The sequence below is a fragment of the Gilliamella bombi genome, assembly GCF_900103255.1.
GTDB lineage: Bacteria > Pseudomonadota > Gammaproteobacteria > Enterobacterales > Orbaceae > Gilliamella > Gilliamella bombi.
In genome coordinates this window covers 72602-95781 of record NZ_FMWS01000020.1, presented here as the reverse complement: position 1 = coordinate 95781, position 23180 = coordinate 72602, and the positions used below count along the sequence as shown (strand labels likewise).

General features: G+C 34.6%; 17 protein-coding genes and 1 tRNA gene. 10 read left to right on the top strand and 8 right to left on the bottom strand.

Features of this window, described 5'->3' with window-relative positions; all coding sequences use genetic code 11:
- Nucleotides 1–1170: 1170 nt before the first annotated feature.
- The 3 genes from B9N71_RS12970 to B9N71_RS05305 all read left to right on the top strand — a co-directional run bounded on the left by B9N71_RS12970 (nucleotide 1171) and on the right by B9N71_RS05305 (nucleotide 4580).
- Nucleotides 1171–1317, top strand: a complete 147-nt coding sequence (locus B9N71_RS12970) for a hypothetical protein (protein WP_167370059.1) — start codon at nucleotides 1171–1173, stop codon at nucleotides 1315–1317.
- A gap of 137 nt (nucleotides 1318–1454) precedes the next feature.
- Nucleotides 1455–2258: an inositol-1-monophosphatase gene (gene suhB / locus B9N71_RS05310; protein ID WP_034909524.1), complete on the top strand. Its 804-nt coding sequence runs from the start codon at nucleotides 1455–1457 to the stop codon at nucleotides 2256–2258.
- Between the two features lie 132 nt (nucleotides 2259–2390).
- Complete coding sequence (locus B9N71_RS05305) at nucleotides 2391–4580, top strand: heavy metal translocating P-type ATPase (RefSeq protein ID WP_085164630.1); 2190 nt, start codon at nucleotides 2391–2393, stop codon at nucleotides 4578–4580.
- 209 nt (nucleotides 4581–4789) lie between these two features.
- Here the strand turns inward: B9N71_RS05305 and B9N71_RS05300 are convergent, their stop codons facing one another.
- Nucleotides 4790–6139, bottom strand: coding sequence for an FAD-binding oxidoreductase (locus B9N71_RS05300; RefSeq protein ID WP_085164629.1), 1350 nt, complete (start codon nucleotides 6137–6139; stop codon nucleotides 4790–4792).
- 478 nt (nucleotides 6140–6617) lie between these two features.
- A complete protein-coding gene (locus tag B9N71_RS05295) occupies nucleotides 6618–6926 on the bottom strand; it encodes a hypothetical protein (protein WP_065590221.1) in 309 nt (102 codons plus the stop codon).
- A 390-nt stretch (nucleotides 6927–7316) separates the two neighbouring features.
- Between B9N71_RS05295 and B9N71_RS05290 the strand changes: the two genes are divergently transcribed.
- A tRNA-Met gene (locus B9N71_RS05290) sits at nucleotides 7317–7393 on the top strand.
- An 81-nt stretch (nucleotides 7394–7474) separates the two neighbouring features.
- Here the strand turns inward: B9N71_RS05290 and metF are convergent.
- From metF to B9N71_RS05270, 4 genes are all read right to left on the bottom strand, one after another.
- A complete protein-coding gene (metF, locus tag B9N71_RS05285; protein ID WP_085164636.1) occupies nucleotides 7475–8350 on the bottom strand; it encodes a methylenetetrahydrofolate reductase [NAD(P)H] in 876 nt (291 codons plus the stop codon).
- 135 nt (nucleotides 8351–8485) lie between these two features.
- Nucleotides 8486–10759 (bottom strand): 5-methyltetrahydropteroyltriglutamate--homocysteine S-methyltransferase, encoded by a 2274-nt coding sequence (metE, locus tag B9N71_RS05280; protein WP_085164627.1) that lies wholly within the window; start codon nucleotides 10757–10759, stop codon nucleotides 8486–8488.
- A 173-nt stretch (nucleotides 10760–10932) separates the two neighbouring features.
- The gene (locus tag B9N71_RS05275) at nucleotides 10933–11484 is read right to left on the bottom strand and encodes a YagU family protein (RefSeq protein ID WP_085164625.1); all 552 of its coding nucleotides are present in this window, start codon (nucleotides 11482–11484) and stop codon (nucleotides 10933–10935) included.
- A 432-nt stretch (nucleotides 11485–11916) separates the two neighbouring features.
- Nucleotides 11917–14349 (bottom strand): AAA family ATPase, encoded by a 2433-nt coding sequence (locus B9N71_RS05270; RefSeq protein WP_167370058.1) that lies wholly within the window; start codon nucleotides 14347–14349, stop codon nucleotides 11917–11919.
- Between the two features lie 477 nt (nucleotides 14350–14826).
- On the opposite strand from B9N71_RS05270, the gene recN reads away from it, so the two are divergent.
- From recN to B9N71_RS05245, 5 genes are all read left to right on the top strand, one after another.
- Nucleotides 14827–16488, top strand: a complete 1662-nt coding sequence (gene recN / locus B9N71_RS05265) for a DNA repair protein RecN (RefSeq protein ID WP_085164621.1) — start codon at nucleotides 14827–14829, stop codon at nucleotides 16486–16488.
- Between the two features lie 51 nt (nucleotides 16489–16539).
- On the top strand, nucleotides 16540–17766 hold the full coding sequence (coaBC, locus tag B9N71_RS05260) for a bifunctional phosphopantothenoylcysteine decarboxylase/phosphopantothenate--cysteine ligase CoaBC (protein WP_065561282.1): 1227 nt from the start codon (nucleotides 16540–16542) through the stop codon (nucleotides 17764–17766).
- Complete coding sequence (dut, locus tag B9N71_RS05255) at nucleotides 17750–18208, top strand: dUTP diphosphatase (RefSeq protein ID WP_034909576.1); 459 nt, start codon at nucleotides 17750–17752, stop codon at nucleotides 18206–18208. Before coaBC ends, dut begins: the two co-directional genes overlap by 17 nt.
- Entirely contained in the window at nucleotides 18205–18798 is a 594-nt protein-coding gene (slmA, locus tag B9N71_RS05250; protein WP_034909580.1) for a nucleoid occlusion factor SlmA, read from the top strand. The genes dut and slmA overlap by 4 nt, the downstream gene beginning before the upstream one ends.
- Nucleotides 18799–18859: 61 nt before the next feature.
- The gene (locus B9N71_RS05245; RefSeq protein WP_085164619.1) at nucleotides 18860–19693 is read left to right on the top strand and encodes a mechanosensitive ion channel domain-containing protein; all 834 of its coding nucleotides are present in this window, start codon (nucleotides 18860–18862) and stop codon (nucleotides 19691–19693) included.
- Nucleotides 19694–19756: 63 nt separating this feature from the next.
- Here the strand turns inward: B9N71_RS05245 and cysE are convergent, their stop codons facing one another.
- Nucleotides 19757–20518, bottom strand: a complete 762-nt coding sequence (gene cysE / locus B9N71_RS05240) for a serine O-acetyltransferase (protein WP_034909630.1) — start codon at nucleotides 20516–20518, stop codon at nucleotides 19757–19759.
- Between the two features lie 171 nt (nucleotides 20519–20689).
- The gene (locus B9N71_RS05235) at nucleotides 20690–21934 is read right to left on the bottom strand and encodes an oligosaccharide MFS transporter (protein WP_085164616.1); all 1245 of its coding nucleotides are present in this window, start codon (nucleotides 21932–21934) and stop codon (nucleotides 20690–20692) included.
- 209 nt (nucleotides 21935–22143) lie between these two features.
- Between B9N71_RS05235 and B9N71_RS05225 the strand changes: the two genes are divergently transcribed.
- On the top strand, nucleotides 22144–23148 hold the full coding sequence (locus B9N71_RS05225; protein WP_034909633.1) for a LacI family DNA-binding transcriptional regulator: 1005 nt from the start codon (nucleotides 22144–22146) through the stop codon (nucleotides 23146–23148).
- Nucleotides 23149–23180 lie beyond the last annotated feature (32 nt).

Genomic DNA, 23180 nt, shown 5'->3' with positions numbered 1-23180 from the left:
ACTGGCAAACCTATGTCTTAAGTTTATCAAATAATCTTATTCGGCGAGTTTTTTCACGAAACTTATTTATACCTTCCAAATTATCTCTCAACGAATTATCGAAATTATCGTTCAAATCACCTAAAACAGCTTTGCTAGTATTAGCACTGTTATTATTGTCATCGTCATGGAATGTACAGGCGAATGGCAAAAAGTATCGAGCGGGTAATCGTAGTGATGCAATAATGCTACCAGAGTCGCCAGTTATCCATTATGCAAGGCCAAATCTATTTGCTGGTGACGGCAAATACGCAGGCCCAGCTGGCATATGGGATCCTAAGAAGGGCTTTTTAGTACAATCAATTGATCCTGATTTATACTACCTCAATTTCCCGACTACAGGTGCGAATAATTTATATTTTGATTTACTCATAACAGGAATAGAACCAGAAGAATTGACATGGAACACCGTTACTTTGAGCGGAATCTCTGCAACAGTGACAAATGTTGTAGCTAATGAATATTGGATTCCTGATGAAGATAGGGGGCGAGTTGCCCGTGTTAAGCTAACTGGTCCATCTGATGGATGGAGGTGGGGGGTACCAAGATTACCACAGAGGTTTGAGTTAGTGGGTAGAGATACATATGGCGTTGAGGTAGTAAAATATGGATTTGTGTTGCAGAAGTGGTTCATTACACGGGAAGACGTGCTGATGGGGGAGGACAGTTATGAAAAGCAGTTAAAATGGTGTCGTTTTTGGGGTTATCACATGGCAAGAGTAAGGGAGTTAAGCAATGCGAAGTGTGGTATATACAATATTTTCCCCTGTATAGATGACATAAATAACCGCGCGTCGTCATCTGGTAATTATTACCAACGTCGAATTGGAGAAGGTTTTTTCACTGAGTGGGGTGACATGGCGTCCTATGATCAGAAATATGGTGGCACCTACTGGACAAGTGACGCACGAGACGTTGAATATCAGTTCGATGCCAGTTCGCTCTCTGGCGTCATTGGTATCCGCCCGAGCTCGCCCTCGCGCAACTACGAAGCCAAAGTTTTTTGCGCACATTAGCGTTTAGTTCTTAATCCTTAGGGAGCGGAAGGCGTTATGGTGCAAATAGAGGATAATTTAACAAAGAATAAAGCTCTGGCGCAAGTTAGGGCAAACCCCTTAGGGTTGCGCAGTTGTGGCAAAGCCACAAAACTGCGCCGCCCCTACCGCCACCGACGCTGAAACCACCGCACCAATCTATTTTATTCACCAAAACAAAAAGAAATTATTTTTCACTAAAAATCAGTCAGAAAAGATGATGATTTTATTAAAGTTTTCTTAACTGTTTTTTTACCGAAAAACACTCCACACACACTGGCAATAAAGCCACAAAACCTTTATACTATATAACAGTTTTTAGTATGACAAATGGCATACTAATATAATTCGTTCTTTAACATCATCAATTGGAATAAATTTATGCATCCGATGCTGAATATTGCTATTCGTGCTGCTCGTAAAGCAGGTAATGTAGCCATCAAGGCTTATGAAAACCCTAGTTCAATCGAAATCGAAACCAAAGGCGCTAATGATTTCGCCACTAATGCCGATCGTGCGGCTGAAGCTTTGATTATTGAAACAATTAAAAAAGCTTATCCTGACCATACTATCATTGCCGAAGAAAGCGGCTTAGCTAAAGGTAATGATGCCGATACTCAGTGGATAATTGACCCAATTGATGGTACGACCAATTTTATTAAAAATATCCCTCATTTTGCAGTGTCTATCGCAGCTCGGGTTAAAGGTAAAACCGAAATTGCTGTTGTTTATAATCCAATGAGTAATGAGCTGTTTACAGCGGCTCGTGGTAAAGGCGCCCAACTTAATGGTTATCGTATTCGAGTGAGTAATGCGAAAGATTTAGATGGTAGCGTGCTAGCAATGGCTTTTCCGTTTAAAGCTAAACAATATAGCGATAGTTATTTTGGCGTATTACAAAAATTATTTGTTAGATGTGGCGATTTTCGTCGTACTGGTTCTGCCGCTTTAGATCTTGCCTATGTTGCTGCAGGTCGTTTAGATGGCTTTTTTGAAATTGGCTTAAAACCATGGGATATTGCTGGCGGTGAGTTGATTTTGCGTGAAGCTGGTGGCGTTATTACCGATTTTGCAGGTGGTAATAATTATATGGTTTCGGGCAATGTTGTTGCGGGTAATCCTAGAATTGTTAAGGATTTATTAGTTTCTACTCAAAACGAGTGGCCCGAAAAATTACGTAACTAACGTTATCTTTTTTATTTCCTCTTATTTTGATCGCAAGTTAAATTCTTGCGATCTGTCTAGTATTTTTCTGCATTGTTATCAATTTTGAGTATATACTAATCAATAATCGTATAAAAATTAAGGCTGCATTTTATGAAGACAATACAATATCATCTTAATATTGAAGGAATGAGTTGTGCCTCTTGTGTTAGTCGTGTAGAAAAAGCAATTAAAAAAGTTGATGGTGTAATTGATGTCAGTGTTAATCTGGCAACTGAGAAAGCAACAATTAATGCAGATACTCATGTTAAACTTGAAGCATTAATGTCTGCGGTTGATAAAGCTGGCTATCGCGCTATTAAAATTTCAGATCAACAATCAGGTGCAAAGAAAGTTAACAAACAAGCATCTATTTTACCGATTGTGATTTCTGTTATTTTAGCTATTCCTTTTGTGTTACCTATGTTATTAGAACCTTTTGGATTTCATTTGATGATGCCAGCTTGGTTACAACTGGTTATTGCATCTATTGTGCAATTTGGACTTGGTGCTAAATTTTATCGAAGCGGTTTTAATGCGGCTAAAGCGTTGTCGGGTAATATGGATTTATTAGTGGCCATTGGTACTAGTGCGGCATATGGGTTATCAGTTTATCAGCTTATCATGGGCAATGATGAGCACCTTTATTTTGAATCATCAGTTATTATTATTACCTTAATTTTGCTTGGTAAGTGGTTAGAATCAAGAGCTAAACATCAAACCACACAAGCAATTGAGGCTCTGTCTGCGCTACGCCCTGATGTTGCTTTAGTAAGGCGTGATAATCAAGAAATCAGTTTACCCATTAACCAAGTTAAAGTGGATGATATTGTTATTATTAAGCCTGGAGAGCGTATTCCAGTTGATGGCGTTGTGATTGAAGGTGCATCTAGTAGTGATGAATCAATGCTAACCGGTGAGAGTTTTCCTGTAAATAAAGCCGTTAATGATGTAGTTACTGGCGGTACAATTAATGGCGAAGGGTTACTTATCGTTAAAACTACAGCGATTCAAGCGGATTCTACTTTATCTAAAATTATTGAAATGGTTGAATCTGCTCAGGCTAAGAAAGCACCAATCCAACGAGTTGTTGATCGCATCAGCGCTATTTTTGTGCCAGTGATTTTATTGATTGCACTTGTTACGTTATTGGCTTGGGGTGTGATATCGCATGATTGGCAACAAGCATTACTCCATGCGGTGGCTGTGTTAGTGATTGCTTGCCCTTGTGCATTAGGCTTGGCAACACCAACAGCAATTATGGTTGGTACAGGAGTGGCTGCTCGTCATGGTATTTTAATTAAAGATGCCGAGGCATTAGAAACACTGCATAATATTAATATGGTTGCATTTGATAAAACAGGCACATTAACCATTGGTAAACCAGAATTAGTTGAAATGGATGTTATGGGTAGTGAGACGCCCGATCAAATTTTATCGCTCGCAGCATCGTTACAAGCAGGTAGTGAGCATCCACTTGCTAAAGCTATTTTAAGTAAAGCTAAAGAGTATCATTATGCTCAAAATATTACTTCGGTAGCTGGTTCAGGAGTGATGGCAACCGTTGATAACACCGAATATTATTTAGGTAGTTTGCGTTGGATGAAATCATTAAATGCCTATTTTGTTGGTATGGACGATAAAATTAATCAGTTATCGAGTAAAGGTTATACCATTTCATTTTTAGCGAAACAGCAATCAGAAGGTAATGTGGTGATATTAGCACTCTTGGGTTTTGCCGATGTAATAAAGGGGGAAGCCGAAAAAGCTATTCAAGCATTACATCAGTTAAATGTAAAAACCGTTATGTTAACTGGTGATAACCAGAAAGCAGCTAATTATGTAGGGCAGCAGTTAAGCTTAGATAAGGTTATTGCTGAAGTATTACCGCAAGATAAAGCAAACTATATTTATCAACTACAAAAAAGTGAAGATATAACTGGTAATAAAACAGTGGCAATGGTAGGAGATGGTATTAATGATGCTCCAGCCTTGGCGGCTGCCGATATTGGTATTGCTATGGGCACAGGCACCGATGTGGCTATGCGTGCAGCAAGTATTACTCTAATGCGTGGTAATCTGTTTTTGATTGCTGATGCGATCGATATTTCGCGCCGAACCTATAATAAAATTAAACAAAATTTATTTTGGGCATTTTTCTATAATTTAATTGGTATTCCGCTAGCGGCATTGGGATTTTTAAATCCAATGATAGCTGGTGCCGCTATGGCGTTAAGTAGTGTTAGCGTTGTAACCAATGCACTTTTACTTAAACGTTGGAAGGCAAAATCAGAAAACCAATAATATAAGATTTTTGTTTTGAATTAAGGAGGCTCTAAGCCTCCTTTATATTGATTAGAAGACAAATTAACTTAATTCATTCTACAAATAAGCGTACATTCTTGTTAAAAAGTTTCAGGTAACATGGTGTTTGAGTATAAAACTTATCAAAAAAAGTACGTCCAATATTGTTAAATAGTAATAATAAACAAGATAAATATGCCTTATTTTGTTTACTGAATTATTTTAGGGTGGTATCGATCTAATAGCATGTTATTGAATTTATTTTCTGGGTCTAATTGTGCTTTAAGTTTAAAAAAGCGATCTGCTTGTGGGTATGCGCGCTGAAATTGTTCACCAGTTGCATGTAATTGATACGGTAAATAATAACTTCCACCCTTTGCTAATACTGCATCGATTAATTCTCGTGTCCAGATTCCTACTTTCTTTTTGCTTTGTTCATCAGTATCTTGTTGATAATAAATAACAAAAGCAAACACTTCGGTTTTAGCCCATGCTAGTAATGAACCGCTATCAGGATTTGCATGACGAATCGAAATATTAATCACATTGGCCTGATGTTTTTTTAGGATAGCAATTAATTCAGGATAAAAATCCTCAAACCGCTCTATGGGGATAAAATACTCCTGTAGAGCAAAACTTTTATTTTTGCTTTTAATTGGCTGTAAATTCGACACATCATAACTGGCTTCATAATTACGCCACATTACTGGTTGTTTTGTATAATCTATATCATCATACAATTTACGTAAATGCTTGCCTAAATTTGATGAGGCGACAATTTTTATTTTTTGTTCCTGTTCAAACGAATATTGGTCGATTGGACGTAATCTGTCCAAAATAGTCAATGGTTCTTGTGTTTCTTTAAAAGTGACAGCACGAACTTCTTCAAAATCAGGTGGGTAAATTACTGAGTTGTGGAATATGGCACTTTTGTCAGAACGAATCTGTTGCATAAAATATGGGTAATACTTGGCAATTGGCATAACATCGCTAATGCGTTTTACTTTAACATTATCAACAAGTCGCAAAGTGACTTCTGTAATTACGCCTAATCCACCATAACCGCCGATAGCGCCATCAGCTAGGACAATTTTGAACTTCTCAACAGATAAAATCATAGGGCCTTCTCCAATATAACGCCCATGCACATTTACACTAAGCGAACCACCAATACTAAAATTGGCATAGCTTTGCATGATTTTTACCGATAAATTGTAGGGATCAATCAATTCCTGTACTTGACGCCAAGTTGCGCCTGTTTCAATGGTTAAAATTTTCTTCTCAGGATTGAAATCAATCACATGGTTGAGTTTTTGTGTATCTATTTGAATTCCATTGTTTATTGCTGTTTGTCCACCCATGCTGTATTTGCCACCAGCTATACTAATTGGACCAGATGTATTTTTAACTAGTTCAGAGACCTGTTGAGTCGATTCTGGTTGCATAACCGCAGATGCTTGTACTGGTGTCATACCTGTAACATCATTTACAACGACAGCTTGCGCTTTTAGTGGTAGTAGTAAGAAAAGACAACAGCTCAATAAAGTTAATTTTTTCATTATAAGTTATTATTTATTTTTGATATATTAAAAATATGATTCTATCTATACAAATTAAATAGATCAATGCTTCTATAATTTTTATGTGCTTATTTTTGAATAAAGTAGTATGGGAAAATAAACAGCAGTGGTGAACATCTTAAAAAGTGAGAAAATAAAAATGAGTCATAACTACCTTATTAATCAAAAATTCACCAAAGCAGCCTACCCACAAACAAATGGAAAGTCGAAAGAGTAACACGAACTTTGAATTGCGATGTGGCATAATCAGCAAATATTTAGCGATTCAAAAGGTAGAAAACAAAAACTTGAACGCTTTATTAATTTTTATAATATCGCTAAACCGAATAAAGTGATTTTTGGAAAAATACCTTATGAGTTTTTAGAGGATTATTTTGACCATGAAGTGCAAACAATTCGGCGTTTTTCTATATTTAAGCATTTCAATATAAAATGCAAAACAACGTGCTTTTATTGGTTATCTGATAACAAAGAATTCATCAACAAAGGTAAGGTCTAATGTTGTTAAATAGTGATAATAACCAAGATACATTTCATCTTTATAAATTTTTAAACACATTTGAAAAACAGGTTCATTATAATCTCCCGTTAAAATCACACTTAAGCTTTCATGAAAAGTAAGTGTTTGGGTCTCTTGTTTAGTATTAAGTTCTAATTCTGTGTAGTGATCATTAAGAATATGTTTTAAGTTTGTCATAGCAACTTTTTTTAATTTAGTATTGATTAATTCAATATCTGTAGATTTTAGATAATCAAATAGTAGCATTATGTTGATCACTCCTCGATATTTGTTAATCATTATATTAATGTTAATGGCTTTTGTTTATTTATCTGAGTGTACTGAAATACTGATGTAAAAAAATCAGTGTGTTACTTATCAAAATTGTTCAGGTAGAGCATTGATTTTATTTAAGTTTTTACCTTGATTTTTTATTAAAATCCTATGGTTATAAAATTATTGCTATTTTCAGTGTAGTTGGATTTTGCTGTCTTTGGTTTTGAAGGAGACTAAAATTTTTGTTAAAAACTTTCAAGTGAATTTGTGTTTATGTAAGAAAATAATCTAGATCCCCTCAAGAATGTTTAAAAATGTGGCGTTTAAGCTAAATAGGTATTGCTTTATTATTTTATTGCTATAATATAGCCACTTCTTTGACGCGGGGTGGAGCAGCTTGGTAGCTCGTCGGGCTCATAACCCGAAGGTCGTTGGTTCAAATCCAGCCCCCGCAACCAATTTTAGCTAGTCCGTAACAACTCCACAGTACTCCAAACATCACACTTTATCTTTATACCATTACTATTTTTATACCATCACTATTCCGATTTTGGCACCGCTAGCAATGTAGATACTGCTTCGCTAATGCGTCTTGCTATGTAGCTATTGTTCATGGTGTATAAGTGAATGCCATCGACATCTTGCGAAACCAAATCAACAATCTGATCGATTGCGTAAGCAATACCGGCATCACGAAATGCTTCTGGGTGGTGTTCGTATTTTTCCATCATTTGTTTGAATTTTTTAGGTAAATTCACCCCACACATCGATACCATACGCTCAATTTGGTTTTTATTGGTCACTGGCATGATGCCTGCTTCTATTGGAACATTAATGCCAATATCGCGAGCTTTATCTAAAAATGTATAAAAATAGTCATTATCAAAAAATAGCTGTGAAATAAGTTGATCGGTACCTGCATTGACTTTTTCTTTTAGGTGGATCAGATCTTGTTTTAGTGTTGCTGCTTCAAGGTGTCCTTCGGGATAGCATGCACCAATCACGTTAAAATCACCGTTTTCTTTAATGAATGTCACCAGTTCGCTGGCAAAGCGAAAGTCATCTTTAGGTTGCACATTCGGGCTGATGTCACCACGCAAAGCGAGCACATTATCAATTCCTGCACATTTAAGATCATGTAGGATTTTTTGCATTTCAGCTTTATCAAAATTGATCCCTGGCAAGTGAGCGACGCTTTCAATGCCATAAGTGTGTTTGACTGAGTGGGCAATATCAATGGTGGTTTGACCATTTAAGCTACCACCTGCACCATAAGTGACACTGATAAAATCAGGTTTAAAATAACCAAGTTCACGCAATGTACTATAAATTGTTTCTAGTGGTGAGGTTTTTTTAGGGGGAAAAACCTCAAAGGAGAATACGGTTTTTTTATTAAATAGTAGATTTGTTTTCATTTGTTTCATCCATTGGTTATGTCACTCATTTCCTTTATTGACACTTCCGCCGCCCAAATAGGCGGCGGAAACGTAAGGCTATGAACAAAGCCTGATTTGTTAATAAAAAACTCAACGACTTTGTAAAAATAGTACTTAGTTCAGTGTTTTTCTTACTTCTAAAGTGGCTTGTACTAAATGTTGTAAGCTTTCAACCACTTCTTTTTCGCCACGAGTTTTTAAACCGCAATCTGGGTTGATCCACAATTTTTGGTTATCAATCTTCGCTAGTAACTTTTCAATCGTTGCTTTGATTTCGGCTACTGGTGGTACACGTGGTGAATGGATGTCATAAACCCCTGGTCCTACTTCAGTTTTGAAGTTGTTTGCATTAAGTACGTCAATCAACTGCAAATTAGAGCGAGAAGCCTCGAACGAAATAACATCAGCGTCCATTGCATCAATATCTTTAATAATGTCAGCAAATTCGCTATAACACATATGGGTGTGGATTTGCGTATCTGCTTGCACTTTGCTATGTACCAATCTAAACGCAGGGATCGCCCAATCAAGGTATTCACTGTTCCAATCTGCTTTACGTAGTGGTAATTTTTCTTTTAATGCCGCTTCGTCAATTTGAATGATCTTAATACCCGCTGCTTCAAGATCTAATACTTCATCACCAATTGCTAATGCTATTTGGAATACCGATTCTTTTTGAGAAATATCTTCTCGTGGGAACGACCAATTTAGAATAGTCACAGGTCCTGTTAACATACCTTTAACTGGTTTGTCTGTCAGGCTTTGTGCATATTTTGAATATGCAACAGTAATCGGTTTTGAGCGTGAAATATCACCCCAAACAATTGGTGGCTTAACGCAACGAGTACCATAAGATTGCACCCATGCTTTTTCAGTAAACACAAAGCCATTTAAGCTTTCGCCAAAATATTCGACCATGTCATTACGTTCAAATTCACCATGTACTAACACATCAATGCCAATTTCTTCTTGTAATTTAATACACTGCGCAATTTTTTGTTGATTAAACTCAGTGTATTCGTTCAGGCAAATTTCACCTTTTTTGAATTTAGCACGATTTAAACGTACATCAGGTGTTTGTGGGAATGATCCAATAGTGGTTGTTGGTAATAGTGGCAAATTAAAGGCCTTTTTCTGCGCTGCTTCACGCACTGAAAATTCAGGTAAACGAGTAAAGTCCGAATCTTTTAATGCGGCCACTTTTTGGCGTACCGCTTGGTTTGCACCTTCGCGCTCACGAGTAAATAATGTTTGGTTAGCTTTATAAGCAGCATTATTTTCAGGATTTGCATCCTTAAATAATTGACCAAGTTCAGCAAGTTCTTGTAGCTTTTCTTGTGCAAAAGCAAAATAAGCACGTTGTTGAATAGTTAATTTGGTCTCATTTTGCAATGTATAAGGTACATGCAGTAATGAGCAAGAAGTATTGATTACAATATTTGCGGCTTTTTGTTTGATTTTACCAAGTAATGCTAAGGTTTTTTGGTAATTGTTTTTCCAGATATTTTTTCCATTTACCACACCAGCAAATAACACTTTATCGGCAGGGAAACCATTGTTTTCAAGTAAAGCTAATGATTGTTTACCTTCAACAAAATCAAGACCAATACCATCAAAAGGTAAAGCGACAAGTTCTTTATAACAATCACGTACATCACCAAAATAAGTTTGTAAAACAATCTTAGTTTGTCCTTTTACCGATAAAATCGCTTGATAAAGTTCGGTAAATAAAGCGATATCGTCTTTATTTAGGTCAGTGACTAAAATAGGTTCATCAATTTGGATCCACTCAGCACCAAGTGTTGTGAATTTTTGGATGATGTCTTGATAAGCTTTAATAATATCGGCTTTAAAATCAACAAGCTGTTTTTTACTTAAATACTGCGCTAATTTAAAAAAGGTTAATGCACCAATCACAACCGGCTTGGTTTGTACACCTAACGCTTTAGCTTCTTGATATTCGTCAAAAGGTTTAGTACCTGTTAACTTAATTTGTACTGAATCTTCAATTTCAGGTACTAAATAGTGGTAATTGGTGTTAAACCATTTTTTCATAGCGAGTGCTCGCACATCGCCTTTTTCACCCTGATAACCACGTGCCATCGCAAAATAACGGTCAAGTTCAGGTAAACCTAAATCTTGGTAACGTTTTGGAATAACATTAAGTAAACACGCTGTATCTAACACCGCATCATAGAATGAAAAATCATTAGATGAAATAAAGGCAATTTTTTGAGCCGCTTGTTGTTTTAAATGCTCAGCTCGTAGCGCTTTAGCTTCGTTTAATAATTCAGCTTGTGTTTTATTACCTTTAAAATAGGCTTCTGTTGCAAATTTAAGTTCACGAAGCTTACCAACTCGAGGATATCCAATAACAGCAGTATTCATTTTTATTTCCTTTTTATCGACTTTTTTTAGTGATAAAGAAGATAACAAAAAAAACAGATATTGAATAATTCTAGTTTTTTATTGGTTAATATAGTTTTTAACTATAACTGATAAAATAAAAAATCCCACTATAGCTAAATAGTAGGATTTAGTATTAAGTGATTTAACTTAAATTATTGACGCCACTCGCCACGAATAGGTCTTGAAAAATGAGCAAGAACGGCAATCATACAAATTTCAATTGAAACGCCCCAATAGATATGACCCAAAATTTCGCTCCAAAGTTCATAGCCATTTAAATTCCATAACCAACCAACAGTACCTTCGGCATCATAAGCAGGATGACGAAAGCCAAGTAATGGAATTAAAAAACCATGCATAGAGATAGTAATAATCGTGCCATAAACTGCGCCATACCATAGTCGGATTTTGTTGCAATAATATGCACCAGCCACATAAACAAAGGCAAAAGCAAAACTGAATAACCAGTGATAAAGCGTTACCGCACCAGAAACAGTTGCTGTTTGATAAATATAATCAAGTGAATGAGAATCAATCCCTAACCAACCAAGCCATGCATCAATATGTGCCGCTGGAGGCGAAATTTCACCCGGGACACGAGGAGGCATATTAACCTCGGATCCCCACTTAACTAAAGCACTAATAAAACCACCAATGATTGTTGTCCAAATAATGACTTGACGATTTGTTTTATTTCTAAACATACTGGGTTTTCCATAATTATAATAAGAAGTGTATAAATTATACTCCTGTGTAATTTGGGATAAAAGAAGAATAAGTGGGGTTGGTGTAAAAGTTATTGTAATTAGTGGTGATGATTATTTATGAGGCGTTTTGTACCGATTTGAAGAGGGTGGTTTACAAGAGGTATTTCTATACCATACAGTGAATAAATAATTGAGCATAGCAATGCTATATTGAAGGTAAAGATGATATATACATGTGTTATTGAGTTATAAAACGATATTAGCTTATTCTCATAAAACTGATTACCCCAGTATTTTTTCTATAGCGTAATTTTTTAAGTTAGTTTTTTAGGAATTATGGAATAAAGCAGAGGAAGCTGAATAGTCTTAAATTTATAGAAGTACTAATTTTAAGTGCCTATAAAATAGGCGCTTAAATTATAATCACTTTTATACTTCTACTTCTTTTGGATACAAAGAATCGTTTGATATCTTAATATCAATACTTTCTAACAATGCATTATATTGGTTTATATCTTCTTGAACTTTTTTTATTATTGCGATGGCTGATTTTTGCATTTCAGGTTGATCTATAATAATCCCTCCTCTTTCTAAAACGCCACACAGATGAGAATATTCGTTATGCACTCTATTGGTCATAAATACATAAAGATCATCACCCCAAAAACTTTTCAGTACTTGGGTTGTTCCATAAGATGGAGATGGAAATTTGTAAAAAGTATAAATTTCTAAAAATTTACGAGCATGATTACCAAAGTTATAAAATAAATCATAATTACTATCATCAATACTTTTCACTGTTGCACATTTATAGATTTTTTCAAATAAAAAATTAAATTCCGTTACAAATTTACTCAAGTATAAAGGCATACGTTTTATTGTCGAAATATGATCATTTCGTTCAATTAAATAATAACTACTATTTCTCTTCTCTTCTTTTTTACAATCTTTATCAATTCCTTCAAGCTTTTTTAAATACTTTAAAAATTCTAAGCTATGAGTTGAAATAAATAATTGCTTATATTTTTTATTTTTACAAATTCTTTCCTGAATTAAAGAAAAAATAAAGAATATATGGTTACTATCTAAACTACAAATTGGATCATCTATCCAAATAATTGGGTTTTTATCTTGCTCAAGATCATCTTGGATTTTTGCTAAAAAATAACAAAAGGCTATAAGACTACACTCCCCTTCACTTAAATTATGTGCTTTAATACCATTTCGTTTAATTTCAAATTTGATAATTTTATTTTGAGGATCATCTAGTTCTTTTGCTTCTAGACTCAAAGCGTTATGACCAAAATCATGTTGTAGTATTTTATTAATACGATTACAAGCCTCTTGTTCAGATTTCAGTTTATTTTCTTCTAACTTAATTTCGTTGAGAATACGATCCTTTTCTTTTATGTATGATTGCAATTCACTTTCTAATGGTGGAATAGCAGTCTTAAGCTTTTCTATCTCAGCTAATTTATCGCTATAATTGATATCTTTTAAAAAATTATAAACATTATTTAAGCGTAGATGATCTTTCGCTATTTTTTTTTGATGATTTAAATTGGCTGTTAATTCAATATGCTTTTGTCTAATGTTTTCAATCTGTTCTAGTTTTTTTGTTATTGCCTCAGAATAATCCGCTGGGGGTGAAAATTCCAACACACTAAATAACTGTTCTTGCTTTTTCGTTAAGTAAGATATAAGAATATCTGATGATTGGATTTGGTTTTGTAAAAGTCTTGAAAGTTCTGTTTTTAATTCATTTAACTCAGGATGAAAATTTTCATAAAAAGCATTTACATCAATATTAACAGTCATAGAAGCTTTTTCTTTTTCTAAATATTCGATACCTTTTATAATACGTTTTTTCAATTTTGTTGACTCTTCATCAAAGTGATTACGTAGAGCCTCTAAACGCTTGGTAGAAATACTATTTGAGCAAAAAGCGCACATATTTCTTTTTTCATGGTAATGCATACCCTCTTCAACCCATTTATTGAGATGACCATTATTAACCAATTCCTCTATTTTTCTCGATTTTCCAATTTGAGTGTTAAGTATCTCTTTAACTGATTTAATTATCGTTTGGTAATTGATTACAAACGAAGGGATCTTATTAGGAGTTTCTTTTTCTACTTGTAAAATAAGTTTTTCATATGAATATTTTTGGTTTTTATCTAATGATTTATAAGTTGATTTTAAAACCTTAGGTATATCTTTTCCTTTTAGTTTTGTAATAGTATAATTTTGATCACCATATTTTTCAGGTTGTTTTCTTATAGAATCTTCACTTTTTGTAGCTCTATCTGAAAGTAATTTATCGAGTTCTTTTTGCTTATCGGAACAAACATCCGTTGCCTTATTCAAATCTTTTTGTTTTTTTTTAATGGATAAATATATACCAGTTTCAGCATCTTGTTTATCTGTGCCAAGCTTATCGTTTAATTCTTGAATACGATTCAAAACTTTTTGGTTTTCGTCGCCTAAAGTAACTGAAAATGATTCAATATATTGTGAATCATCATAAATAAACTTTAAGTTTTCCTTAACAAAATCAGAGTTATAAACATAAATTGGATAAGAAAAGGAATCAAGCTCAGATTGTTTAATGGTTTTATTATTTTCTAAGCAAATTTCAAACTCAGGATTTTCATATTTGCTAGAGATGTTTTTAGTTTCTAATGATCTAATTATTTTAGAAAGACTAGTTTTCCCAGAATAATTTCTACCATAAAAAATATTAATCTTTTTAAAATTATATATTTCTGTTTTATTATCTTGTAGATAAGCTAATTCATTATCCCATTCAAAATTTCGAAAAATTCCAAAATTCTCGATTCGTTTTATTTTTAAAATTTTCACTATTTTTGATCCTTATGTAACATCAAATTATTTTTTTGAGCAAAGATATAATTATTTCTAACAAAATATTCAATAATGCTTATTTCTATAGATTTACCTTATAGGCATAATTTTTAATTAACAACTAAAGAAAAGTGAGTAAAAAACAATCTTTTTAATCTATTACAACATCAATTAACGGTCAATATTTTATTTATTCAATATAAAACGCTCTTTATTATTAGTCCAAGAGCTGAGAATTATTATGGCTGTGAGGCAGTTAATGGGGGAAATGATAAAAATGGTTTCATTGCGAAGAAGTTATACACCAATTTTGATTGGTTTTTATATGAGCTAACACAATTAGAACAACATATGTATACGGATTGTGAACACTCTCACAAATAACATCTCAAAAAACAAAAAAACTGTATTTATTTACAGTGTTTTTACTGCTATACTGCCAATATTATAACTAGCCTTATGTATTAATTTATTATGATAACTCAACTAACTATTAATAATTTTGCTATTGTAGATCAACTTCTTGTCGACTTTACTACTGGGATGACCGCTATTACGGGGGAAACAGGAGCAGGGAAGTCGATTGCTATTGATGCATTGGGATTATGTTTAGGAAATCGTTCTGATGCTTCATCTATTCGGCATGGGGCTGATCGTGTTGATATTTCGGCTTGTTTTGTGCTTGATGATACGCCAGCGGCTTTTGCTTGGTTACGCGAAAACCAACTTGATGAGGGCAATGAGTGCATTTTGCGACGAGTAATTAATCAAGATGGGCGTTCTAAAGCGTTTATTAATGGTCGAGCTGTTCCTATTTCGCAATTAAAAGATTTGGGGCAAATGTTGATTCAAATTCATGGGCAACATGAGCATCAACGCCTGTTACGCAGTGATTATCAGCAGTTGTTGTTAAATCATTATATGAATGAATCAACACTACTTGCTCAAATGCATCAAGCCTATAGGCAATGGAAAGAGGCAACACGGGCTTACCAACAATACGAAACAACAAGGCAAGAGCGTGATGCGCATATGCAGCTTTTGCAATATCAATTAAAAGAACTAAATGAATTTTCGCCCATTGAAGGGGAGTTTCAACAAATTGATGAAGAGTACAAACGGTTATCTAATAGCGAACAGTTAATTAATCTAAGCCAGCAATCTGTCATGTTGTTAGACGAGGCAGACGACTATAACGTTAGTAATTTACTAAGCAGTGTGAAAAATAGTGTTCAAGAACTAACCTCGCTCGATCCTACGTTAAATAATGTTTATAACATGTTGGAAGAGGCATCTATTCAAATTAAAGAAGCAAGCGATGAGCTTCGTCATTATAGCGAACGTTTAGAGCTTGATCCTGCTCGAGTTATGCAACTAGAACAGCGGTTATCTAAACAAATTGCTTTGGCGCGTAAACATCATGTCTCGCCCGAAGAATTGCCAGATTTACATCAAACTTTGTTAGCTGAATTTAAACAAATTAATCAGCAAGATGAACAAAGTGAACAACTTAAAAATGATATTACTAAATACCATCAAATCGCTGTTGAAATTGCTACAAAATTGCATCAAAAAAGGTTAACGATAAGCAAAACATTAGCTAAAAAAGTAACCACTATTATGCATGAATTATCTATGCCTAATGGACAATTTAGTATCGATATTTCTTTTGACGAAAATCGATTAAATGAAGATGGTGCTGATCAAGTCACTTTTTTAGTTAGTACTAATGTAGGACAAAGTCCCCAACCTCTGGCTAAAGTTGTTTCAGGCGGTGAGTTGTCGCGTATTGCTTTGGCAATTCAGGTGTTAACTGCTCAAAAAATGGATACGCCAGCTCTAATCTTTGATGAAATCGATGTTGGGATCAGCGGTCCAACCGCCGCAAAAGTGGGGCAACTATTAAGGCAGCTTGGACAATCAACTCAAGTAATTACCGTTACTCATTTACCACAAGTTGCAGGACAAGCTAACCAACACTATTTTGTTAGTAAACAAACTAATGGTAAAAAAACCACTACAGATATGCAAAAATTAAACGAAAATGGGCGATTAAACGAGTTAGCGAGATTATTAGGCGGCGATAAAATTACAGACGCAACATTAGCCAATGCGAAAGAGCTACTTATTATCTAACTTAATTGTGGTAATATAACGCTTTCATTTTGGTAGGAAGGAAGCTGGCTTATGAGTCTAACAGGTAAACGTATCTTATTAGGAATTACTGGCGGCATTGCTGCTTATAAATGCCCTGATCTGGTTCGTCATTTAAAAAAATGTGGCGCACAAGTGCGTGTTGTTTTGACTGATTCTGCTAGCCATTTTGTCACTAAAATGACGCTTCAAGCTGTTTCTGGCAATCAGGTTTCTAGCGATCTCTTTGATCCATCGGCCGAGCTTTCTATGAGTCATATTGAACTTGCCAAATGGGCTGATTTAGTATTAATTGCGCCTGCAACCGCCAATATTATTGCTAAAATGGCAAATGGTATTGCCGATGATTTGTTATCAACAATTTGTTTAGCAACATCTTCGCCAATTGCCATTGCTCCGGCGATGAATCAACAAATGTATAAAGCCGCCGCAACTCAACATAATTTATCTGTATTAGCGTCAAGAAATACCTTAATTTTAGGTCCAGACAGTGGTTTTCAAGCCTGCGGTGATGTTGGACCAGGACGTATGCTTGAGCCGCTCACTATTGTTGAAGAAATAACCCACTATTTTAAATCAACCTCAGTGCTTTCAGATATATCAATTACCATTACGGCAGGACCAACAATCGAAGAAATCGATCCAGTTCGTTATATTAGTAATTACAGTTCAGGAAAAATGGGATTTGCAATTGCAAACGCCGCTGCTCAAATGGGTGCCAATGTCACATTAATTAGTGGACCGGTTCATTTACATACGCCGAGTAATGTCAACCGAATTGACGTTAAAAGCGCTAAACAGATGTACGATGAAGCAATGAATCACGCTAAAAAATCAAATATTTTTATTTCTTGTGCCGCTGTTGCCGACTATCATGCTAAAACAATTGCGACACAAAAAATTAAAAAAACGGGCGATAACGATGAACTTGTGATTGAATTAGTTAAAAATCCCGATATTGTAGCAAGTGTCGCAGCGCTAAAAACACATCGCCCTTTTGTGGTAGGATTTTCCGCTGAAACTAATGATGTTAAAGCTTATGCACTAAAAAAATTAACCGCAAAAAACTTAGATTTAATTTGTGCTAATGATGTTTCTGATAAAACCATTGGCTTTAATTCCGATCAAAATGCATTAACACTGTATTGGCAAAATGGTGAGCAAACGTTACCATTAAGCAGTAAAAACCAATTAGCAACACAGTTACTTCAAACTGTTATAACACGATATAAAGCGAGTCATGATGAAAAGAAAAATTGATATAAAAGTATTAGACAAACGTTTAGGTAACGAATTTCCTCTGCCTACTTATGCAACTGAAGGATCTGCAGGCATTGATTTAAGAGCAATGTTTGATAAAACAACCGAAATAAAACCAGGAGAAACTATCCTAACCCCGACTGGTTTATCAATGCATATTGCTGATCCTAGTTTAGCGGCATTAGTGTTACCGCGTTCAGGGCTTGGTTCAAAAAATGGTATTGTACTTGGTAATTTGGTGGGTTTGATTGATTCAGATTATCAAGGACAACTATTTGTTCCTGTTTGGAATCGAAGCCAAACTCCTTTTGTGATTGAAGCAGGCGATCGAATTGCCCAACTAATCATTGTTCCGGTTGTACAAGCCGAATTTAACATTGTTGATGAATTTGTTGAATCAGCACGAGGCGAAGGTGGTTTTGGACATTCGGGTAAAAAATGATCGTGAGTAGCAAAAATAGAAATCGCAAAGAAGATATCTTACAAGCATTGGCAAAAATGCTTGAATCTAATGAAGGCACTCAAAGAATAACTACAGCTAAATTAGCTGCAACAGTAGGTGTTTCTGAAGCAGCTTTATATCGACATTTTCCAAGTAAAACAAAAATGTTTGAAAGTTTAATTGTCTATATTGAAGATATCTTGTTATCCCGTATAAATGTGATCATGCATGAAGAGCCAAATACATTTACTCGGTTACAACTTATTCTTGCTTTGATATTAGGATTTTCTGAAAAGAACCCAGGATTAACCAGAATTATGACTGGGCACGCATTAATGTTTGAGCAAGATCAGTTACAAGAACGTATTAGCCAGCTATTTGAACGAATTGAAACTCAAATTAAACAAGTTTTACGCGAGCGAAAAATTCGTGAAGGTGTTGCCTTCATAACTGATGAACGCATTTTATCTAGCCAATTATTAGCTTTTTGCGAGGGAATGATGGCACGTTATTCTCGTTCAGGTTTTAAATATCTACCAACAACTAATTTTGATACACGTTGGTCTTTATTAATCAAACAACTTGTTTAGCCAATTGTGAATTAAAATACTTTAAAAAAAATTTCTATTACCCATTACTGAGGATAATAATATGAATTTTGAAGGTTTCTTAAATTATACCCTTTCATTTATCGAAAAATATGATGGGGTTGTTTTTAGCTATATTGCTCATTTCTGCTTTGCCATTGTTATTTTTGTGATTGGTAGAACTATCGCTAGATTTATTAGCAACCAATTAAAAAGAATATTATCAAATCGACACGTTGATCCAACTGTTGTTAAATTTGTTAGTGCATTAGCATACTATGCGACTATTGTAATGACATTGGTTGCTGTTTTAGGTCAATTAGGAGTACAAACAGCATCCATTGTTGCAGTGATTGGTGCGGCTGGCTTAGCTGTTGGTTTAGCGTTACAAGGTTCACTATCTAACTTTGCGGCTGGAGTGATTTTAATTATTTTTCGCCCATTTAAAGTTGGTGAAACGGTAATAATCAATAGTCAGCAAGGTATTATTGATTCTATACAAATTTTCTCAACATCTATTGTTACACCAACCAACGAACTAGTTATAATTCCTAACAGCCAAGTAGTAAGTGCTAATATTATCAACTATACTCGCTTACCAGAAAGACGTTTAGATTTGGTGGTTAATGTTGGTTATGATTCAGATATTCAAAAAGTCTATCAAGTGTTAAAGCAAGCAGTTGATAAAACTAATAATATATTAACATCCAAAGAGCCTACCATTCGATTAGATGTTTTAGATGCGTCCTCGATGAATTTTAATGTGTTAGTTTGGACATTAAACGAAAATTATGGCGCGGTAAAAGGTGAGCTGCTTGAAAATATCAAAAATGGATTAACTGAAAATAATATTAATATTCCATACCCAACAATGGATGTAAATCTTAACAATAAGTAGCCAATCAATTATTAAAAACTCCGTCTGTGTTTATCAACGGAGTTTTTTATTATCTAATAACAATTAAATATCTTGATCCATATTTAATGCTGGTTTTTCGCAATCAGGGCAACCCACCACTTTGGCTGGTACACCTGCAACGGTTGTATGCTGAGGTACGGGATCTAACACAACAGAGCCAGCTCCAATTTTAGCACCTTTGCCTATTTCAATATTACCTAAAATCGTTGAATGAGCTCCAATCATCACCCCTTCACGAATTTTTGGATGGCGATCACCATTTTCTTTACCCGTTCCGCCTAATGTAACCGATTGTAAAATAGAAACATCATTTTCAATTACCACTGTTTCTCCAATCACAATACCTGTTGCGTGATCAAACATTACTCCACAGCCAATTTTTGCCGCAGGGTGAATATCAACACCAAATACAATCGCAATTTGGCTTTGTAAAAAAATAGCCAATGATTTACGGTTTTCCTTCCAAAGCCAATGTGCAATTCGATAAGCTTGCAAGGATAAAAATCCTTTGTAATAAAGAAGTGGTGTTGAATAGTAATTAGTGGCTGGATCGCGAATATAAACAGCCATGATATCGCATATAGCTGACTGAATAATATTTTGGTCCGCTTGATAAGCCTGACGGGCAATTTCACGAATTTCAATAGCGGGCATAACCTGAGAAACAAGCTTATTAGCTAAAATATAGCTTAAAGCACTCCCCAGATCTTCATGATTGAGTAAAGTTGCATGGAAATAACTAGCTAACATCGGCTCGCTTTCAACTAACTCAGAGGCTTCTTGTCGAATGGTTTTCCATAACATCTCGGGTTTAACAACTACTTTTACATCGTTCACTACAAGTCCCTATACATATTATCTAAAATTGCTAATATTGTTTCGCAAACTTTCCTTAGAAGCAAGGATTGTATTGATTTAACATCAATATGGAAACAATATGTTTCCATATTTATAATTATAAGGGCTAATTTAAAATTATTGTTGTTTTGCTTTTTTCTCGTCACTTAAAGTAAATATAGCTATTATTGAAGTAATCAAAACAACACCTGCAAGCACATAAAATGTTGTCGCATATCCTGTATTATCAAATAATTTACCCACAAACCATGACAACACAATAACGCCAAGATTTGATGAAATATTAAAACCAACTAAATAAAGTGTAGCAGATAACCGAGCATCAAAATTACCTACAATATATTTAAACATTGCCAAAATAAATAATGGAATTTCAATTGCATGAAATAACTTAACGAATGATATCAGATAAATATTATCTAACGTTGCAGATAATGCAATTCGGCAAATCATAACTAGTGCAGCAACTAATAGCGATTTTTTAGCTCCCATTTTGTTAATAAAATAAGGAGCAATAATCATACAAGTTGCTTCTAAAAAGACTTGGAAGGAATTTAAATAACCGTAAACTTGATAGCCATCTTCTGGTTTTTCAAAAAAACCAGTATAAAAATTAGGAAATAACTGCTGATCATAGATAGTATAAAAACTATAAGTACCAATAACAAACAACACAAACAACCAAAATTTTTGCAAACCAAACAGCGATAAAATTTCGCCCATTGTTGGTATAGTCGTTGTTTTTTCTACTAAAGCAGTATCGTTATTTTCAGTTGGTGATGCATGATATTGTTTTGGCTTAAATACTATATTAATGGTGAAAAAGATAACCGCAACACCCGACGCCATCCAAAAGTTAATATGAGGATCAATACCAAATAAAATACCGGCAACAAACGTTGCAGCAGCATAACCAAATGATCCCCAAAAACGAGCAGGACCAAATTCAAAGCCAAATAATCGACTAATACGTTCAATAAAAGAGTCAATCAAAGCACTGCCCGAAATAAAGCTAGCACTTAAAACTGGTGCACCGATACAAACACCCCAAATAAAATCATTTTTTAATAAAGGCTCATACACATAAATTAAAAAAGGGCCAATAAGGACCATGATAATACTTTGGAAGGTCACTACGGCTTTACCTATTTGTAATTTATCTTGGATAATGCCATAGAAAATCATGAAAAACATGGCTGCGGCAGAATTAGCCGCATAAACAATACCTAACTGCTCACCGGATAAGTCAATTTTACTTTTTAGCCAAATTGCGTAAAAGGACCACCACAGCGACCACGCAGCATAAAAAGTAATAAGGTAACCAGACGAGAACCAATAGTTTCTATTTTTTATCATATTCATGTTTATTACTCTTATATTGTTGAAAACCGATGAAGTTTAACGTTAACATGTTAATGTTAACATTATTGTCATATTTGATACTAAATAGATAGAACCAATTATCATAAATGTTACTTACCTCACACTTTTTATCATTTCTATTTGTGGTATCATCATGCATAGTAATGGCTGATAATCATTTTTATCTTGTTAAACAAAAGGATTTAATTATGGCTTCACTTAAGGATGTTGCAAAGCTAGCATCTGTTTCATTGATGACGGTTTCACGCGCAATAAATAACCCTGAAAAATTAAATAAAGAAACTTACAAACGCGTTAAACAAGCTATTGAGCACCTTAATTACGTACCTGACTTATCGGCAAGGAAGATTCGTGGTGATAAGTCAGGACCAAGTGCAATTGGTGTTTTGGCATTAGAAACAGCAATGACGCCATTTTCGGTAGAATTACTACAAGCCATAGAAAAGACCGCACAAGATCATGGCTGGAATACCTTTATCGTTAATTTATTTGATGATAAAGATCCCGATCATGCAATAAACACCCTGCTATCATATCGCCCTAACGGTATTATCTATACCACAATGGGATTAAGAAAAGTTGAACTTCCTGAAAAGTTATTAGATAAAAATGTTGTATTAGCCAACTGTATAAGTGATTCAAAACAACTAGCTTGCTACATTCCAAATGACTATTTGGGTCAATATCAAGCCATGCAACAAGTAATAAAGAAAGGCTATAAAAAACCATTATGCATCTATTTATCAGAAACCACATTAGCAGGAAAAACTAGACGTAAAGCTGTTGAGCAAGCGTGGTTAGATGCCGGTTACAATTTAAATGAGATTACTAGTTACCATACCTCAACTTTATCAGATGATCTTGCTCAAGAATATATGATGACGGTTGATATACTCAAACAGCATTGTAATAAAAAACCCGATTTTGATGTATTAATTTGTGGTAATGATCGAATAGCTTTTGTTGCTTATCAATATTTACTCGGTCAAGGACTTCATATTCCTTCTGATGTAGCTGTATTAGGTTACGATAACATGGTAGGTACTGGTGAACTATTTTATCCACCACTGACAACAGTGCAATTGCCTCATTATGAGATTGGAGAACAAGCAGCTTTACATATAATTAATAACAAAAACCAAAAACAGATAATACAGGTAGCATCACCTTATTTAGAAAGGAATTCATTATAACTTACTTAAATAAATTGACCGCCAAATGGCGA

Bases quoted from the DNA above. Each gene is read 5' to 3' on its own strand.
- suhB (WP_034909524.1), top strand. From the start codon at position 1,455: ATGCATCCGATGCTGAATATTGCTATTCGTGCTGCTCGTAAAGCAGGT.
- B9N71_RS05305 (WP_085164630.1), top strand. From the start codon at position 2,391: ATGAAGACAATACAATATCATCTTAATATTGAAGGAATGAGTTGTGCC.
- B9N71_RS05300 (WP_085164629.1), bottom strand. From the start codon at position 6,139: ATGAAAAAATTAACTTTATTGAGCTGTTGTCTTTTCTTACTACTACCA.
- B9N71_RS05295 (WP_065590221.1), bottom strand. From the start codon at position 6,926: ATGCTACTATTTGATTATCTAAAATCTACAGATATTGAATTAATCAAT.
- metF (WP_085164636.1), bottom strand. From the start codon at position 8,350: ATGAAAACAAATCTACTATTTAATAAAAAAACCGTATTCTCCTTTGAG.
- metE (WP_085164627.1), bottom strand. From the start codon at position 10,759: ATGAATACTGCTGTTATTGGATATCCTCGAGTTGGTAAGCTTCGTGAA.
- B9N71_RS05275 (WP_085164625.1), bottom strand. From the start codon at position 11,484: ATGTTTAGAAATAAAACAAATCGTCAAGTCATTATTTGGACAACAATC.
- recN (WP_085164621.1), top strand. From the start codon at position 14,827: ATGATAACTCAACTAACTATTAATAATTTTGCTATTGTAGATCAACTT.
- coaBC (WP_065561282.1), top strand. From the start codon at position 16,540: ATGAGTCTAACAGGTAAACGTATCTTATTAGGAATTACTGGCGGCATT.
- dut (WP_034909576.1), top strand. From the start codon at position 17,750: ATGAAAAGAAAAATTGATATAAAAGTATTAGACAAACGTTTAGGTAAC.
- slmA (WP_034909580.1), top strand. From the start codon at position 18,205: ATGATCGTGAGTAGCAAAAATAGAAATCGCAAAGAAGATATCTTACAA.
- B9N71_RS05245 (WP_085164619.1), top strand. From the start codon at position 18,860: ATGAATTTTGAAGGTTTCTTAAATTATACCCTTTCATTTATCGAAAAA.
- cysE (WP_034909630.1), bottom strand. From the start codon at position 20,518: ATGTTATGGAAAACCATTCGACAAGAAGCCTCTGAGTTAGTTGAAAGC.
- B9N71_RS05235 (WP_085164616.1), bottom strand. From the start codon at position 21,934: ATGAATATGATAAAAAATAGAAACTATTGGTTCTCGTCTGGTTACCTT.
- B9N71_RS05225 (WP_034909633.1), top strand. From the start codon at position 22,144: ATGGCTTCACTTAAGGATGTTGCAAAGCTAGCATCTGTTTCATTGATG.